Genomic DNA, 16,308 nt, shown 5'->3' with positions numbered 1-16,308 from the left:
GTGTAAAGCGCTAGCCCCGCAAGTGCGCCGGGACGCCGCGCGTCGCATGGTGGACGAACACCATTTCAGCGAGCGCCGCGCCTGCCGCCTTGTGGGGCTGAGCCGAGATGCCTATCGCCATCCACCGGTGGTGAGCACAGAGAACCAGACCTTGAGCGAAGCCATCAAGACCATCGCGCTGCAGCGCCGCCGCTTCGGCTACCGACGCGTGCACGACCTGCTGCGCACCGCCCACCCGGGCGTCAACCACAAGCGCGTGTACCGGCTGTACCGCGCCGCAGACTTGGCCGTGCGCAAGCGCGCCAAGGCCAAGCGCCCGGTGGGGGCGCGCACGCCGCTGGTGGCGGCCACCCGAGAAGTTCAGAAATCAATGAACTTCGACAGGAGTTCCGAGTTAAGCGCAAACAGTTCCAAACTCAGCGCAAACCGACACCAGGCCAATTGCTGTGCGTCGAGCAGCCCATCCCCCCAAATCTGCAGTCTGTCGCCCCCCGCTAGGCCTCCCCCGGGGTCGGAGATATGGTGTGCTACATCAGCAACACACCTCGGAGCTCCCATGACTCCCACCTGGACAGACCAGGCACCGATCTACCAGCAGCTCGCCGACCGACTGGCCGTGCAGTTGCTTGACGGCAGCCCCCCGGAAGGCGAGGCCCTGCCGTCGGTGCGACAGCTCGCCAGCCAGTACGTCATCAACCCGCTCACCGTCACGCGGGCGCTGCAGGCGCTCAGCGAGCACGGCCTGATCGAGTCGCGCCGCGGCCTGGGCATGTATGTGATGAGCGGCGCCCGCGAGCGGCTGCTGCGCCAGGAGCGCGAGCAGTTCCTGCAAAAGGACTGGCCAGCCCTGCGCGCCAAGCTCAAGCGGCTGGGCCTGACCGCCAAGGATCTGAACTGGGAGTCGACATGAACCTCATCGAAGCCAAGAACATCACGCTGCGCTACGGCAAGAAGACAGCGCTGAACGACGTGTCCGTCGCAGTGCCCAAGGGCCGCGTCGTCGGCCTGCTGGGCCACAACGGCGCCGGCAAGACCTCGCTGATGAAGGCGATGGTCGGCTTGCTGCCGGTGCAGGGCGAGCTGAGCGTGCTGGGGCTGGAGCCGACCAGGAACCGCCAGCAGCTGCTGACCGAACTCAGCTACATCCCCGACGTGGCCGTGCTGCCGCGCTGGGCCCGCGTGCACGAGCTGATCACGCTGATGAGCCGGCTGCAGCCCAAGTTCTCGGCCGAGCGCGCCCGCACCTTGCTCAAGCGCACCAGCGTCAGCGAGGGCGACAAGATCAAGAGCCTGTCCAAGGGCATGGTGGCCCAGACGCACCTGGCGCTGATTGCCGCCATCGACGCCAAGCTGATGATCCTGGACGAGCCGACGCTGGGCCTGGACGTGGTGTCGCGCAAGAGCTTTTACGAGATGCTCATCGACGAGTGGTGCGACGGCGAGCGCAGCGTGCTGATCTCGACCCACCAGGTCGAGGAGGTCGAGGCGCTGCTGTCCGACGTGATCATGCTGGACGAAGGCCGCGTGGCGCTGTCGATCAGCCTGGAGGACATCGACCGCCGTTTCGTGGCGCTGAACCACGACCCGGCCGCCGCCGACGCGATGGCCGCCGCCCACCCGCTGCTGCGCTACCGCGAGCAGGGCCGCACGACCTCGCTGTTCGACGGCCCGCCGCCCGAGCACATCACCAGCCTGGGCCAGCGCGTGCGCCCCAGCCTCGTCGACCTCTTCATGGCGCTGACCCGCAACCCGGCGCTGAACGGCAAGCAAGCCTGAACTGGAGCAAATGCCATGAACAACCACATCCCCACCCTGCTGCTGCGCGAGTGGATGCAGCACAAGCGCGGCTGGCTGATCGCTGCCTTCGCTCCGCCGATCCTTTTCCTGGCCATGCTGCCCTTCGGCCATGTGCAGGGCCTGCCGATGGAACATCCGGAACTGATCGGCCTGGCCATCCTGCTGCTGAGCACCTGCGCGGTGTATGCCATCTGCCTGCTGGTGGCGCTGTTCCAGCTGCCTGGCCTGGCGCGCCGCGATGCGCAGGATCGCTCGATCGAGTTCTGGCTGTCCCTGCCGGGGCGGCCGAGCGAGAGCGTCGCATCGACGGTGCTGGCCCATGCCTGGCTGGCGCCTCTGGGTGGCGCGGTCGTGGGGGCCCTCTTCGGCCTGCCGATAGCGATGTCGGTCCTGGGCAGCAAGGCGGGCTTGGGCGCGGCCATGTCGGTGAACTGGGGCGAGGTCGTCTCGGCGGCAACGCCCCTGCTGCTGCGTGGCCTCGTGGGCACCGTGCCGCTGATGCTGTGGCTGGCGCCGATGATCTTCGTGCTGATGGCCGCTTCGGCCTGGCTCAAGCGCCTGGGCGTGCCGCTGGTCTTCGTCGGCGGCTTCGTTGTCACCCTGGTGCTGCACAAGGTCTACAGCATCGACTGGCCGCTGCAGGCGCTGAGCGATTGGAACGAGCGCCTCGGCCACTCGATGATCAATGACGCGGAAGGCCTGAAGTCGGCCCTGATGTCGGACGTCAACCTGTGGACCTGGTCGCTGCAGGACCTGAGCCACACGCTGGCCGATCTCGCCTCGCTGCAGTTCCTGGGCTGGGTCGCCGTGGCCGCCGCTGGTTTCGCGCTGGTGGTGATGAAGCGGGCACGCGGCGCCTGATCGGCCGGCCTGCCCAAAAGCAAACCGGGGTCAGTTCAACTGGCCCCGGTTTTTTGCTTCTGAACGCCTCAGGTCGGTGAACTGGCCAGAGCGTCGGGCGCCGCCGGCGGCACGATGCGCGCTGCCACTTCCTTGCGGAAGCGGTTGAGCTCCTGCACGGTGGCGAAGCTGCGGTCCATCAGCAGGCTCATGTTGTGCAGGATGCGCTCGACGACCTTGTTCTCCCAGACCGAGTCGAACTGGATCTGCTTGTCCAGCCAGCGCTCCAGCCACTCGGGATCGGGCAGGCGGCTCTGGATGGTGTCGCGCGGGAAGAGTTTGGCGTTGACGTGCAGATTGGTCGGATGCAGGGCCTGGGCCGTGCGGCGGGCGCTGGCCATGAGCACGCCCACCTTGGCGAAGGCCGCGCGGGCCTCGTCGCCGAACTTGGCCATGGCCCGCTTCATGTAGCGCAGATAGGCGCCGCCATGGCGGGCCTCGTCGCGCGACAGGGTTTCGTAGATGGCCTTGATGACGGGCTCGTTGTGCCACTCGGACGCGCGGCGGTACCAGTGGTTCAGGCGGATCTCGCCGCAGAAATGCATCATCAGCGTCTCGAGCGCTGGCGCGGGGTCGAAGTCGAACCGCACCTCGTGCAGCTCGGCCTCCGTGGGCACGAGATCAGGGCGGAAGCGCTTGAGGTACTCCATCAGCACCAGGCTGTGCTTTTGCTCCTCGAAGAACCAGACCGACATGAAGGCCGAGAAGTCACTGTCTTCGCGGTTGTCGCGCAGAAACATCTCGGTGGCGGGCAGGGCCGACCACTCGGTGATGGCGTTCATCTTGATGGTCTGGGCCTGTTCGTCGCTCAGCAGGCTGGCGTCGAACTTGTCCCACGGGATGTCGCGGTCCATGTTCCAACGCACGGCTTCGAGTTGCTTGAACAGTTCAGGGTAAAGCATGAGAAATCCTCGTCTAGAGGCGGGATTCTAAAGTTCGCGCCAGCGTGCCATCTCCGGCGCGATTGCGGCCAGGCCGTCAAGGCAGCGCACACCGTCCTGAGAGCCCGGCAAACGGAGTGCCTGGCTGCTGCTGCCTGCAGCCCAGATCTCGACGGCGGCCGGCAGCTGTGTGCGCAGGTTGGCCAGCCCGTCCAGCACGGCGCGGTGGGCCAGCTGGCCGGCGAAGCTCACCGCGACGACATCGACCCGGCAGGCCGCCGCGGCGGCAGGCAACTGCGCCAACGGCGTCTGCACGCCCAGTGACAGGCAGACGGCGCCCTCCAGGCCCAGCAGGGCCTCGACCATCAGCAGGCCCAGCGCATGGCTTTCGCCGGGCAGGGTTGTCAACAGCACCCGCGGCTGGCGACCGGTCGGGGGCGGCAGCGCATGCATGGCCTGGCGCAGCACCAACTGCAGGGATTCGCTGTAGAGATGCTCCTGGAAGATCTGCAGCGCCCCGCTCATCCACAACTCGCCAATGCGCGTCGTCAAAGGCGCGAAGACCTCGATGACGCCGCGCCCCAGACCGCGGCGCAGCACGACCTCTGACAGCGCACGCCGCAGCCCCTCGACGTCATGGCCTTGCAGCAAGGCGGCACAGGCGGCGATCTCGAAAGGCTCGACAGCCGCGCCCGCGACAGGCACGGCCGCAGGCGGCTTCAGCAGGGCCGACAACTCCTGTACCGAAGCAGCAACGACACGGCCCGGACGGTGGCCGGCGTCCAGCAACCGCTTCACGAGCCGCAGCCGCTGAACCTGTTCCGGCGGGTACAGGCGCTCGCCGGTCGCGTCGCGCCAGGGCGACGGGAAACCATAGCGGCGCTCCCAGACGCGCAGCGTTTCCTTGTGGATGCCGGTATCGCGCTCGACCGCGGTGATGCCGATGCCGTCGAACGAATCATTCATCGCTGGATCTCGGATCGCGCATGGTTCGCCCTGCACAAAGCTGGGACAGTAGTTGATTCCGGCCGCGCGCGAGGGGCGGCCCGCACACCAACAGAAATATTCGACAAAGCGACTTACACGTCCTACTGTTTGTAATTCCGCCGCAGCCACACGGGGCAGAGAAAAACAGCCGCGGCGAGGACAACAATCGTCACAGGAAACCGGTACACGGCCTTGGAATTTCGCGCTCAGTGCCCACTCTCAGGCTACACACCAGTAAAAACCCGAGCCCTGGCTCGACTCGCACTCTCCGCTCAACCACGAATTTAGGTCGCGCAACCTCTCTGATCTCAGAGCAGCAATCTCGAAGCCGTTCTCCTCCTCCTCCCTCCCTCCCTCGTTGGCTTCGAGGCGTTCTGCGGCCGCTTTTATGACCAGGGCCTGCGTCCACGACGCAGGCCCTTGCCTTTTGACGCGCACGGGAGCTATTTCAACCAACCCTTGCGGCGGAAATAGATGAAGGGCGCGGCGACGGACAGCAGCATCAGCACGAGGGCGAATGGGTAGCCCCAGCTCGACTCCAGTTCCGGCATGTTCTTGAAGTTCATGCCGTAGATCGATGCGATCAGCGTCGGCGGCAGCAGGGCGACGCTGGCCACCGAGAAGATCTTGATGATCTTGTTCTGGTTGATGTTGATGAAGCCGACGGTCGCATCCATCAGGAAGTTGATCTTGTCGAAGAGGAAAGCGGTGTGTGAGTCGAGTGAGTCGATGTCACGCAGGATCTGGCGCGATTCCTCGAACTGCTCGGCGTTGAGCATGCGGCTGCGCATCATGAAGCTGACGGCACGGCGCGTGTCCATGACGTTGCGGCGAATGCGGCCGTTCAAGTCTTCCTCGCGCGCAATGGCCGACAGCACCTCGCCGGCGGCGGCGTCGGTCACGTCGCTCTTCAGCACGCGAACGCTGACGGCCTCAAGCTTGTCGTAGATGCCCTCCAGCACGTCCGCCGAGTACTCGGCGTCGGCGTCGTAGAGCTTGAGCAGCACATCCTTGGCGTCCTCGATCAGGGCCGGAATGCGCCTCGCGCGCAGCCGCAGCAGGCGGAACACCGGCAGGTCCTCGTTGTGGATGGAGAACAGGATGTTGTTGAAGAGGATGAAGGCCACGCGCACATTGCGCGCCGACTTGCCGTCGGGGCCCTCGTCGCCCTCGATGAGGAAGTCGGAGCGGATGTGCAGCTCGCCGTTGTCTTCCTCGTAGAAGCGCGCCGATTCCTCCAGGTCCTCGTCGACGATGTCCTCGGGGATGGTCAGGCCGAAGCGGTCGCGGATCCAGCCCTTCTCCTCGGCGCTCGGGCTTTCCAGGTCGACCCAGACCGGGCGCGACTGGGCCAGGTCCTCGGCGGTTTCGATTTCTTCCTGGAACAGGCCGCCCTTGAGGCGCCCGTTGTCCAGCGTAAACACATTCAGCATGCATCGTCTCCTGGCAGCGCTGGCCAGACTGGCGGAGGACGACGGCGCAGCGCCGTCCGGGGTGGCGGGATTCAGGTCAACCGTCTCACTCCGGGCGGGGCCTCAGGAAGGCCGGCAGCGGGAGTGGACGGTCACCGAGGGTGATCGCTGTCCAAGAAGGGCTCCGTAGGGTGAATAGCCGCGGATTATTGCACCCGCTCAAGACGTGAAAGAAGCCGCGAAAACGAGGCCCTCCAGCCGACAAACGGTCACCGTCATCCCCTTGTCATGCCGCGGCTTCGCGAGCAAACTGGACTCGTCGATTTCCCCACTCCCACCCACCTCCGCTACCCGAAAGACCCTCCTCCTCCCTCCCCCTTCGTCTGTTTTTTCTCAGTTTTCTGGTTTGTTTTCCGACCCATTCCTCTGAAAGGAGGCTTTATGAATCTGACGATCAGTGGCCATCATCTCGAAGTCACGCCCGCTCTGCGCGAGTACGTACTCACCAAGCTGGACCGTGTGACCCGCCACTTCGACCAGGTCGTTGATATCAACGTCCTGCTGACCGTAGAGAAGCAAAAGGAGAAGGAACGCCGCCAGCGCGCCGAAGTGACCCTGCATGTGAAGGGCCGCGACATCTTTGTCGAGCAATCCCACGAGGATCTGTACGCCGCCATTGATCAATTGATGGACAAGCTGGATCGTCAGGTCTGCCGCCACAAGGACAAGGTGCAGGACCATCACCACGCCTCGGCCAAGCGCCTCGAGGTACCCGCACGCTGAAGCCCCTGGCTCATCTCGCGGCGGCCTGCGGGCCGCTTTTGTTTTTGCGATGCACAATCCATGGCTGCTCGCGGCAATCGGTTGTTGCTGCAGTGCCGCAAAAACCCGCATTCATGGGTGGTCAGAGGCGTTTTCCACGTCTCTAGGGGCTACCGCCCACCCCAAAACGACGCACGGTTCCATAATCTGTCGCTCTGATTGACCCACCAGCCCGGCACGGCCGCGCCTATCCGGCGCCCCCGATGCTTGGCCTCAACCCATGAACCGTCTCGCCGCCATCCTGCCTGCCGACAACGTGTTGGTGAACGTGGATGCGTCCAGCAAGAAACGCGCCTTTGAACATGCAGGCTTGCTGTTCGAAAACCACCACCAGATGGGCCGGGCGCTGGTCACCGACAACCTCTTCGCCCGAGAGCGTCTGGGCTCGACCGGCCTGGGACACGGCGTCGCCATCCCGCATGGCCGCGTCAAGGGCCTGAAGAACCCGCTGGCTGCGGTGCTGCGGCTGGCCCAGCCCATCGGCTTCGATGCGCCGGATGACGAGCCCGTCGGGTTGCTGATCTTCCTGCTCGTGCCCGAAGCGGCCACGCAGCGTCATCTGGAGATCCTGTCCGAGATCGCCGAGATGCTGTCCGACCGCGAACTGCGCGAGCAGCTCAAGGCCGAGCCGGACGCCGCCACCCTGCACAAGCTGATTGCGGCCTGGGAGCCGCTGAAATCAGTCGCTTGATGCCGCTTTTCGACGCTTCGCGTAAACCCTTAATTTGAAACCCACCTCGATCAGCGCGGAAAGGCTTTTCGAAGAGCACCGCGAGGCCTTGCGCTGGGAGTGGATCGCCGGCCACGCCCACCCGGAACGCCGCTTCGACGAAGCGGCCGTGCGCGATGCGCAGAGTGCGGCCGACCTGGTCGGCTACCTGAACTACATCCATCCCTACCGCGTCCAGATCGTCGGCCGTCGTGAGGTGGCCTATCTGAACCAGGAAGGCACCGACGTTCAGGACCGGCGCATTTCCCGCATCGTCACGCTGGAGCCGCCGGTCATCATCGTCGCCGACGACAGCTTGCCGCCGCCGCGCCTCGTCGCCATGTGCGACCGGGCCGAGATCCCGCTGTTCCGCACCAACGAGTCCGCCGGTCATGTCATCGACCTGGTGCGCGGCTACCTGTCCCAGCTGTTCGCCAACCGCACGACCCGCCACGGTGTCTTCATGGACATCCTGGGCCTGGGCGTGCTGCTGACCGGCGAATCGGGCCTGGGCAAGAGCGAACTCGGCCTGGAGCTGATCTCGCGCGGCCACGGCCTGGTCGCCGACGACGCGGTCGACTTCTTCCGCATCGCCCAGACCGCCATCGAGGGCCGCTGCCCCGAGCTGCTGCTGAATCTGCTGGAAGTGCGCGGCATCGGCCTGCTGGATATCAAGTCCATCTTTGGCGAGACAGCCGTGCGCCGCAAGATGCGGCTCAAGCTCATCGTGCACCTGGTGCGCAAGGAGACGATGGAGCGCGACTTCGAGCGCCTGCCCTATGAGCCTCTGTATGAGGATGTGCTGGGCATGCCGGTGCGCAAGGTCGTCATCGCCGTGGACGCCGGCCGCAACCTCGCCGTGCTGGTCGAGGCCGCCGTGCGCAACACCATCCTGCAGCTGCGCGGTATCGACACCTACAAGGAATTCGTCGAGCGCCACCAGCGCGCCATCGACAACGGTTCGATGGATTGAAGCCCCTCGCCCGAGGGAAGCGCTCAGCTGCGGTTCGGGCAGTCCGTCTTCAGGCAGGTCGCGTACAGCGCCAGCGAATGCTCCTGCAGCTGGAAGCCACGTTCGCCCGCGATGGCGTGCTGGCGCTCCTCGATGCCGGGGTCGAAGAACTCCTCGACCTTGCCGCAGTTCAGGCAAACGAGGTGGTCGTGGTGGTGGCCTTCGTTGAGCTCATAGACGGCCTTGCCGGTCTCGAAATGGTTGCGGCTCAAGAGGCCCGCCTGCTCGAACTGCTGCAGCACGCGATAGACCGTCGCCAGGCCGATGTCGGCGCCCTCGCCAAGCAAAGCCTTGTAAACATCTTCAGCGGTCATGTGACGCTGCGCCGCGCGCTGGAAGATCTCGAGGATCTTGATGCGCGGCAGCGTCGCCTTGAGGCCGCTGTTCTTGATGTCGCTAGTCTGGTTCTTGGCGGAAGAGGGCATGGCGGGAAGCAAAGGAGGCCAGGGAGGGCCCCGCTAGAATCCGCCGATCATAGCCAGCCGGCCTGCCGGCCGGCGCTTCCCGTCCCCTTCCTGCCCCTTCAGCCAGCCGCCCGATGCGTCCCCTGCTTGCCTCTCTCCCGCTGCTTGCACTGCTCGGCGGCTGCTCCTACTTACCCACCTGGGATTCCCTGCCAAGCCTGCCGTCGGTCACCGGCGAAAAGGTGCTGGGCCTGCTGACGCCCTATCGCGTCGAGGTCGTGCAGGGCAATGTGCTGACCAAGGAGATGGTCGCCCGCGTCAAGCCCGGCATGCCCAAGGCGCAGGTGCGCGACCTGCTCGGCTCGCCGCTGCTGACAGACGTCTTCCACGAGGCGCGCTGGGACTATGTCTTCACGATCCGCCGCCAGGGTGCCGCGCCGCAGCAGCGCCTGGTTGTGGCCCTGTTCGACGGCGACAAGCTCAAGTCCCTGGATGTGCCCGACGACCTGCCGGCCGAGAACGACTTCGTGGCCGCCATCAACACCTTCAAGCCGAGCAGCAAGAACCCGAAGCTGGAATTGAGCGAGGCCGAGCGCGACGCCCTACCCCCGCCCAAGAAGAGCGCCGAGGCCGCGCCCACGGCCGCCGCCGAAGGCCCGGCGCCGGGCCGCACTTATCCGCCGCTGGACGCCAAGCCGGGTTCGGGCTCGTGATCAAGGTCGCAGTGATGGGCGCCTCCGGGCGCATGGGCAAGATGCTCATCGAGGCCGTCGAGGCGGCCGACGACTGCAGTCTGCACGTCACGCTGGATAGAGGCGACGACGTCCGCGCGGGCCTGGCCGGCGCCGACGTGATGATCGACTTCACCCGCCCCGAGGCGACGCTGGCCCATCTGGCTGTTTGCGCCGAACTGGGCGTCAAGGCCGTGGTCGGCACGACCGGCTTCGACGAAGCCCAGAAGGCCGAGATCGCCAGATTCGCCGAGCGCACCGCCGTCGTCTTCGCGCCCAACATGAGCGTTGGCGTCAACGTCGTGCTCAAGCTGCTGGACATGGCCGCCCGCGCGCTGAACGAGGGCTATGACATCGAGATCGTCGAGGCCCACCACCGCATGAAGGTGGACGCCCCCAGCGGCACGGCCCTGCAGATGGGCCAGGTCGTCGCCGACGCCCTGGGCCGCGACCTGAAGACTAGCGCCGTGTATGGCCGCGAAGGCGTCACGGGCGCGCGCGACCCGTCCACCATCGGCTTCGCCACCGTGCGTGGCGGTGACATCATCGGCGACCACACCGTCCTGTTCGCCGGCATCGGCGAGCGCATCGAGGTCAGCCACAAGGCCACCAACCGCGGCATCTATGCCCAGGGCAGCCTGCGCTGCGCGCGCTTTCTGGCCGGCGGCAAGAAGGCCGGCCTGTTCGGCATGAACGACGTCCTCGGATTCAACGGCTGATATGGGCGGCTTCGCGGACTTCTGGGCCCAAAGCGACCTGGTCGGTCGCGCGGTGGCGCTGCTGCTGCTGGCCATGTCGGTCAGCGCCTGGGCTCTGATCCTGTGGAAGGCCTGGCTGCTGCGCCGCGCCCGCCGCGGCCTCGTGCGCGCGGTGCCGGCCTTCTGGGGCGCGGCCGGTGTTGCTGAGGGCCGCAGTGCGCTGCTGAGCTTCGACACCGAAGGCCTGTTGCTGCCGCTGCTGGACGCCGCCACGGCCGAGACCCGCAGCGCCACGCTGGACGCCGCCGGCAAACGTGAATCCCGCCTGACCCGCCGCCTGCGCGACGCGCTGCATGCCGTGCTGGCCAAGCTCCAGTTCGGCCAGGTGCTGCTGGCCTCCGTTGGCGCGACGGCCCCCTTCGTGGGCCTGTTCGGCACCGTCTGGGGCATCTATCACGCGCTGGCCAGCATTTCCGCGGCCGGCAACATCACCATCGACAAGATCTCCGGTCCGGTCGGCGAGGCGCTGATCATGACGGCCGCCGGTCTGGCCGTGGCCATTCCGGCCGTGCTGGCCTACAACGTCTTCGGCAAGCTGGTTGCGGCCTGCGAGGCCGACCTCGAAGGTTTCGCGCACGACCTGCGCGAGTTGCTGGACCACGATTGATCATGAGCTTCGGGCGACTTGAAAGGCCTGACGCCGCTCGCCCGATGAGCGACATCAACATGACGCCGCTGATCGACGTCATGCTGGTGCTGCTGGTCATCTTCATGATCACCGCGCCCTTGATGACCGCATCCCTGCGCCTGGACCTGCCCAAGAGCGAAGCTGCGACGCCCAGCGACGCGCCAGGCTTCATCGCCGTGGCCATCACGCCGGACGGCAAGCTGCATCTCGGCGACGACGAGCTGCCGCCCGAGGCCTTCCAGAAGCGCATTTCCGAACTCGGCCGCGCCAATGCGCAACTGGAAGTGCAACTGCGCGCCGACCGCGCCGTGCCCTATGGCCAGGTCGCCGAGCTGATCGGCTGGGTGCAGGCCGCGGGATTGAACCGCATCGCCTTCGTCGCCCAGGCCGCCGCTTCAGCACCGTGATCGAAGGGTCGCCAGAGGGGCGACCCATACAATTTGGCGTATGAACGCCAAGACCGAAGCGCCCAGCTACAACCCGAACGAGATCGAAGCCGCCGCCCGTGCCTACTGGACGGAGCGCGATGCCTACCGCGTGACCGAAGACGCGAGCAAGCCGCACTTCTACGCCTGCTCCATGCTGCCCTACCCGTCGGGCAAGCTGCACATGGGCCATGTGCGCAACTACACGATTAACGACATGCTGGCGCGCCAGCTGCGGATGAAGGGCTTCAATGTCCTGATGCCCATGGGCTGGGACGCCTTCGGCCTGCCGGCTGAAAACGCCGCGATGAAGGGCAAGGTGCCGCCCGCGCAGTGGACCTACTCCAACATCGCCCACATGAAGGGCCAGATGCAGGCCATGGGCCTGGCCATCGACTGGAGCCGCGAGGTCGCGACCTGCCAGCCCAGCTACTACAAGTGGAACCAATGGCTGTTCCTGAAGATGCTGGAAAAGGGCATCGCCGAGCGCCGCACTCAAGTTGTCAACTGGGACCCGGTGGACCAGACGGTGCTGGCCAACGAGCAGGTCATCGACGGCCGTGGCTGGCGCTCGGGCGCGCTGGTGGAAAAGCGTGAGATCCCGGGCTACTACCTGAAGATCACGCAGTACGCCGAGGAGCTGCTGTCAGCGGTCGCTGATCCGGCTGACCCCAATTACCTCAGCGGCTGGCCCGAGCGCGTGCGGCTGATGCAGGAGAACTGGATCGGCAAGAGCCAGGGCGTGCGCTTTGCCTTCCCGCACACGATCGAAGGCGGCGGTGGCCGGCTGTGGGTGTTCACGACACGCGCCGACACCATCATGGGCGTGACCTTCTGCGCCGTGGCGCCGGAGCATCCGCTGGCGACCGTTGCGGCCAAGGACAAGCCTGAAGTCGCCCGCTTCATCGAGGAATGCAAGGCCGGCGGCACGACGGAGGCCGAGCTGGCGACGCAGGACAAGAAGGGCGTGCCCACGGGCCTGTTCGTCACGCACCCCATCACCGGTGCGCAGGTCGAGGTCTGGGTCGGCAACTACGTGCTGATGAGCTACGGCGACGGCGCCGTCATGGGCGTGCCGGCGCACGATGAGCGCGACTTCGCGTTTGCGCTGAAGTACGGCCTGCCCATCAAGCAGGTCATCGACGTTGACGGCCAGGCCTACGACGACAAGAAGTGGGCCGAGTGGTACGGCGACAAGCAAAAGGCGCGCTGCATCAACTCCGGCGTGCTCGATGGGCTCGGCCATGTCGAGGCCGTCAACAAGGTTGCCGAGCTGCTGGCCGACAAGGGCCTGGGCGAGAAGAAGACGACCTGGCGCCTGCGCGACTGGGGCGTTAGCCGCCAGCGCTACTGGGGCACGCCGATTCCCATCATCCATTGCGAGACGTGTGGCGTGGTGCCGGTGCCGGAGAAGGACCTGCCCGTCGTGCTGCCCGACGACCTGATCCCCGACGGCAGCGGCAACCCACTGAACAAGCACGCGGCCTTCCTGAACGTCGCCTGCCCGAGCTGCGGCAAGCCGGCCCAGCGCGAGACGGACACGATGGACACCTTCGTCGATTCGTCCTGGTACTTCATGCGCTATTGCGACCCGACCAACGATCAGGCCATGGTCGCGGACGGCACGAAGTACTGGATGCCGATGAACCAGTACATCGGCGGCATCGAGCACGCCATCCTGCACCTGCTGTACGCCCGCTTCTGGACCAAGGCGATGCGCGACCTGGGCCTCGTGACGATCAGCGAGCCGTTCGAGAAGCTGCTGACCCAGGGCATGGTCTTGAAGGGCGCGTTCTTCCACAAGCCCGAGGGTGGCGGCAAGGACTACTACTGGGACCACGAGATCGACGTCATCCACGACGACAAGGGCGGCATCGCCGGCGCCAAGCTGAAGAAGGACGGCACGCCGCTCGAGTACGAGATGACGACGATGTCCAAGTCCAAGAACAACGGCGTGGACCCGCAGGCGCTGATCGACCAGTACGGCGCCGACACGGCCCGCCTGTTCGTCATGTTCGCCAGCCCCCCGGAGCAGACGCTGGAATGGAACGACGCGGCCGTCGAAGGCGCGCACCGCTTCCTGAAGCGCGTGTGGAACTTCGGCGCGCGCAATGCCGACGCGATCAAGTCCGGCGGCCAGGACTTCGCCGCGCTGAACGGCGACGGCAAGGCGCTGCGCCGCGAGGTGCACAACGTGCTCAAGCAGGTCAGCTACGACTACGAGCGCATGCAGTACAACACCGTCGTCTCCGGCGCAATGAAGCTGCTCAATGCACTCGAGGGCTTCAAGGCCGAAGGCCAGGCGGCAGCGGTGCGCGACGGCTTCTCGGTGCTGCTGCGTGTGCTCTACCCCGCCACGCCCCACGTTGCCCACCAGCTCTGGCAAGACCTCGGCTTCGCGGCCGAACTCGGTGACTTGCTCGACGCACCCTGGCCGACGGTCGACGAGGCCGCGCTGGTGCAGGACGAGATCGAGCTGATGTTGCAGGTCAACGGCAAGCTGCGCGGCGCAGTCAAGGTGCCGGCCTCAGCCGACAAGGCGGCCATTGAAGCTGCGGCGCTCGCGACCGAGGAGTTCGCCAAGTTCGCCGAGGGCAAGGCCCCGAAGAAGGTCGTCATCGTGCCTGGCCGCCTCGTCAACATCGTCGTCTGATGGACCGCCGCATCGCTCTGTTCAGCCTCGCAGCCCTCGCCGGCTGCGGCTTCGAGCTGCGCCACGAGCCCGTGCTCTCCTTCCAGACCCTGGCGCTGACCGGCTTCCCGCCGGAATCGCCACTGGCTGCCGGCCTCAAGCGCCAGATCAAGCGCACACCGGTGCAGCTGCTGGACGACCCGGCCCGCGCCCAGGTCGTGCTGGAAGCCACCCGCGAGTTCCGCGACCGCACCGTCGTCGCGTCCACCAGCGTCGGCCAGGTGCGTGAGTTCCAGCTCCGCCTGCAGTTCGACTACCTGATCCGCACGGCGGCGGGCGAGCTGCTGGTGCCCAAGGTGGAGCTGCGCCTGGCCCGCGACATGACCTACACCGAGACCTGGGCGCTGGCCAAGGAGCAGGAGGCCGCCAACCTGTACGGCGCGATGCACTCCGACGCGATCGCGCAAGTCATGCGCCGCCTCGCCGCCGTGAAGCTCCAAGGCTGATGCAGCTGCGCGCCGAGGGCCTCAGCGCCCATCTCGCCAAGGGCCTGGCCCGCATCTACACCGTGCACGGCGACGAGCCGCTGCTCGCGCAGGAGGCGGCGGACCAGATCCGCGCCGCCGCCCGCGCCAACGGCTTCGGCGAGCGGCAGATCTTCATCGTCAGCGGTGCCTATTTCGACTGGGCGCCGGTGCTGGCCGCCGCGCAGGCCATGAGCCTGTTCTCCGAGCGCCAGTTCATCGAGATCCGCATCCCCAGCGGCAAACCCGGCAAGGAGGGCTCCGAGGCCTTGCAGCGCTATGCCCAGGCCGCGCCCGACGACGTGCTGACCCTGGTCACGCTGCCGCGGTTGGACAAGACCCAGCTGTCCAGCGCCTGGTTCATGGCGCTGGACGGCAACGGCGCGTCCATCCGCGTCGAACCCGTGGAGCGACGCCTGCTGCCCGCCTGGCTGGCCCAACGCCTGCGCGCGCAGGGGCAGTCGGTGCCCGAGGGCGAGGATGGGCAGAAAGCCCTGGCCTTCTTCGCCGACCGCGTCGAGGGCAATCTGCTGGCCGCCCACCAGGAATTGCAGAAGCTCGCCCTGCTGCATCCCAAGGGCGAGCTGACGCTGGAGCAGATCGAGGCGGCCGTGCTGGACGTGGCGCGCTTCGACGTCTTCAAGCTCAGCGAGGCCGTGCTGTCGGGCGCCGTGCCGCGCATGCTGCGCATGCTGGACGGCCTGGAGGCCGAGGGCGAGGCCGCCGTGCTGGTGCACTGGACGCTGGCTGAGGACGCGCGGGCTTTGGCCCGCGTGCGCGCCGCGCTGGACGCCGGCAAGCCGCTGCCATTGGCGCTGCGCGAGGCGCGCGTCTGGGGCGCCAAGGAGCGTCTCATTGAACGCATCGCGCCGCGGCTGGACGCTGCCCAGGCTGGTGCCCTGGTGCAGGCGGCGCAGATCTGCGATGGCCTCGTCAAAGGCCTGCGCCACCCCGACTGGCCCAGCGACCCCTGGGCCGCGCTGCGCCGCCTGGCCCTGATGCTTGGCGAGGCCGCCAGCGGAAAAACTGGGGCAGTTCTGGCTGCCCGTTGACCCCGATTGGGCTATCGTCGGGGCGGTAAACCTGCCGCCATGCCGCCGTCTCTTCACAAACTCGTCCCTACTGCTCTTGCGCTGAGTTCGCTGGCTGCCCAGGCCGTGCCCGTCACGGTGCAGTTGCGCGGGCCAGGCGGCCAGCCGCTGGCCGGCGGCGCGGTGGCCATCGAGGTCAAGGGCCGCACCGGCAAGACCAGCACCACGAAGGCCGAGATGGGCCAGCGCGACCGCCAGTTCACACCCGAGCTCCTCGTCGTGCAGACGGGCACGGCCGTCAGTTTCCCGAACTTCGACGCCGTGCGGCATCATGTCTACTCGTTCTCGCCCATCAAGGTCATCGACATCAAGCTCTACTCGGGCACGCCGGCCGAGCCCATCGTGTTCGACAAGCCGGGTGTCGCCACGCTGGGCTGCAACATCCACGACCGCATGAGCGCCCACATCGTCGTGGTGGACACGCCGACCTTCGGGCGCACCGATGACAAGGGCCAGGTGGCGTTTGACCTGCCGGTGGGCGAGCACGTCGCCAAGGCCTGGCATGGCGGCCAGAAGTCAACCAACCTGCAAAGCGTCAAGCTCGAAGTGCCGGCGGGCGGGGGCCCCGTGGCCCTCACGCTCGCCGAGTAACGCC

The 16,308-nt window shown here is 66.6% G+C and carries 18 protein-coding genes and 1 pseudogene; 15 read left to right on the top strand and 4 right to left on the bottom strand.

Annotated elements, in window-relative coordinates; all coding sequences use genetic code 11:
- Nucleotides 1-46: 46 nt before the first annotated feature.
- The 4 genes and pseudogenes from AC1DW0_RS27455 to AC1DW0_RS27440 form a co-directional block, all read left to right on the top strand.
- Nucleotides 47-295: pseudogene (locus AC1DW0_RS27455) on the top strand (IS3 family transposase); the annotation flags it as partial.
- 261 nt (nt 296-556) lie between these two features.
- Entirely contained in the window at nt 557-910 is a 354-nt protein-coding gene (locus tag AC1DW0_RS27450) for a GntR family transcriptional regulator (protein WP_056200043.1), read from the top strand.
- Nucleotides 907-1,776 carry an ABC transporter ATP-binding protein gene (locus AC1DW0_RS27445; protein ID WP_056200047.1) on the top strand — a complete coding sequence of 290 codons (870 nt, stop codon included), beginning with the start codon at nt 907-909 and terminating at the stop codon, nt 1,774-1,776. The genes AC1DW0_RS27450 and AC1DW0_RS27445 overlap by 4 nt, the downstream gene beginning before the upstream one ends.
- A 15-nt stretch (nt 1,777-1,791) precedes the next feature.
- Complete coding sequence (locus tag AC1DW0_RS27440) at nt 1,792-2,658, top strand: hypothetical protein (RefSeq protein WP_056200050.1); 867 nt, start codon at nt 1,792-1,794, stop codon at nt 2,656-2,658.
- 68 nt (nt 2,659-2,726) lie between these two features.
- Here the strand turns inward: AC1DW0_RS27440 and AC1DW0_RS27435 are convergent, their stop codons facing one another.
- The 3 genes from AC1DW0_RS27435 to corA form a co-directional block, all read right to left on the bottom strand.
- A complete protein-coding gene (locus AC1DW0_RS27435) occupies nt 2,727-3,599 on the bottom strand; it encodes a ferritin family protein (RefSeq protein WP_056200052.1) in 873 nt (290 codons plus the stop codon).
- 27 nt (nt 3,600-3,626) lie between these two features.
- Nucleotides 3,627-4,544, bottom strand: a complete 918-nt coding sequence (locus AC1DW0_RS27430) for a MerR family transcriptional regulator (protein ID WP_056200054.1) — start codon at nt 4,542-4,544, stop codon at nt 3,627-3,629.
- A gap of 464 nt (nt 4,545-5,008) precedes the next feature.
- Nucleotides 5,009-5,998, bottom strand: coding sequence for a magnesium/cobalt transporter CorA (gene corA / locus AC1DW0_RS27425; protein WP_056200057.1), 990 nt, complete (start codon nt 5,996-5,998; stop codon nt 5,009-5,011).
- Nucleotides 5,999-6,418: 420 nt separating this feature from the next.
- Here corA and hpf point away from each other — a divergent pair, with 420 nt between their 5' ends.
- The 3 genes from hpf (at nt 6,419) to hprK (ending at nt 8,481) form a co-directional block, all read left to right on the top strand.
- Nucleotides 6,419-6,760, top strand: a complete 342-nt coding sequence (gene hpf, locus AC1DW0_RS27420; RefSeq protein WP_056200061.1) for a ribosome hibernation-promoting factor, HPF/YfiA family — start codon at nt 6,419-6,421, stop codon at nt 6,758-6,760.
- 259 nt (nt 6,761-7,019) lie between these two features.
- Nucleotides 7,020-7,490: a PTS sugar transporter subunit IIA gene (locus tag AC1DW0_RS27415; protein ID WP_056200063.1), complete on the top strand. Its 471-nt coding sequence runs from the start codon at nt 7,020-7,022 to the stop codon at nt 7,488-7,490.
- 34 nt (nt 7,491-7,524) lie between these two features.
- On the top strand, nt 7,525-8,481 hold the full coding sequence (gene hprK, locus AC1DW0_RS27410; protein WP_056200066.1) for an HPr(Ser) kinase/phosphatase: 957 nt from the start codon (nt 7,525-7,527) through the stop codon (nt 8,479-8,481).
- A gap of 23 nt (nt 8,482-8,504) precedes the next feature.
- Here hprK and fur read toward each other — a convergent pair whose 3' ends face one another.
- A complete protein-coding gene (gene fur, locus AC1DW0_RS27405; RefSeq protein WP_056200069.1) occupies nt 8,505-8,945 on the bottom strand; it encodes a ferric iron uptake transcriptional regulator in 441 nt (146 codons plus the stop codon).
- A 113-nt stretch (nt 8,946-9,058) separates the two neighbouring features.
- On the opposite strand from fur, the gene AC1DW0_RS27400 reads away from it, so the two are divergent.
- Genes AC1DW0_RS27400 through AC1DW0_RS27365 form a run of 8 tightly spaced genes read left to right on the top strand, consistent with a single transcriptional unit; the run spans nt 9,059 to nt 16,304 of the window.
- On the top strand, nt 9,059-9,637 hold the full coding sequence (locus AC1DW0_RS27400) for an outer membrane protein assembly factor BamE (RefSeq protein ID WP_056200071.1): 579 nt from the start codon (nt 9,059-9,061) through the stop codon (nt 9,635-9,637).
- Nucleotides 9,634-10,374 carry a 4-hydroxy-tetrahydrodipicolinate reductase gene (gene dapB / locus AC1DW0_RS27395; protein WP_268795276.1) on the top strand — a complete coding sequence of 247 codons (741 nt, stop codon included), beginning with the start codon at nt 9,634-9,636 and terminating at the stop codon, nt 10,372-10,374. Before AC1DW0_RS27400 ends, dapB begins: the two co-directional genes overlap by 4 nt.
- A 1-nt stretch (nt 10,375) precedes the next feature.
- Complete coding sequence (locus tag AC1DW0_RS27390) at nt 10,376-11,020, top strand: MotA/TolQ/ExbB proton channel family protein (RefSeq protein ID WP_056200074.1); 645 nt, start codon at nt 10,376-10,378, stop codon at nt 11,018-11,020.
- Nucleotides 11,021-11,022: 2 nt separating this feature from the next.
- The gene (locus AC1DW0_RS27385) at nt 11,023-11,448 is read left to right on the top strand and encodes an ExbD/TolR family protein (protein ID WP_056200078.1); all 426 of its coding nucleotides are present in this window, start codon (nt 11,023-11,025) and stop codon (nt 11,446-11,448) included.
- A 40-nt stretch (nt 11,449-11,488) separates the two neighbouring features.
- Complete coding sequence (leuS, locus tag AC1DW0_RS27380) at nt 11,489-14,119, top strand: leucine--tRNA ligase (protein ID WP_457350812.1); 2,631 nt, start codon at nt 11,489-11,491, stop codon at nt 14,117-14,119.
- The gene (locus tag AC1DW0_RS27375; protein WP_457321213.1) at nt 14,119-14,604 is read left to right on the top strand and encodes an LPS-assembly lipoprotein LptE; all 486 of its coding nucleotides are present in this window, start codon (nt 14,119-14,121) and stop codon (nt 14,602-14,604) included. Before leuS ends, AC1DW0_RS27375 begins: the two co-directional genes overlap by 1 nt.
- On the top strand, nt 14,604-15,674 hold the full coding sequence (holA, locus tag AC1DW0_RS27370) for a DNA polymerase III subunit delta (RefSeq protein WP_457389260.1): 1,071 nt from the start codon (nt 14,604-14,606) through the stop codon (nt 15,672-15,674). Before AC1DW0_RS27375 ends, holA begins: the two co-directional genes overlap by 1 nt.
- Nucleotides 15,675-15,713: 39 nt before the next feature.
- Nucleotides 15,714-16,304, top strand: coding sequence for a methylamine utilization protein (locus tag AC1DW0_RS27365; RefSeq protein WP_477949184.1), 591 nt, complete (start codon nt 15,714-15,716; stop codon nt 16,302-16,304).
- The last annotated feature ends 4 nt before the right edge of the window (nt 16,305-16,308 follow it).

Source organism: Roseateles sp. P4_D2 (assembly GCF_056401875.1).
This window is presented reverse-complemented; position numbering and strand designations above follow the sequence as displayed.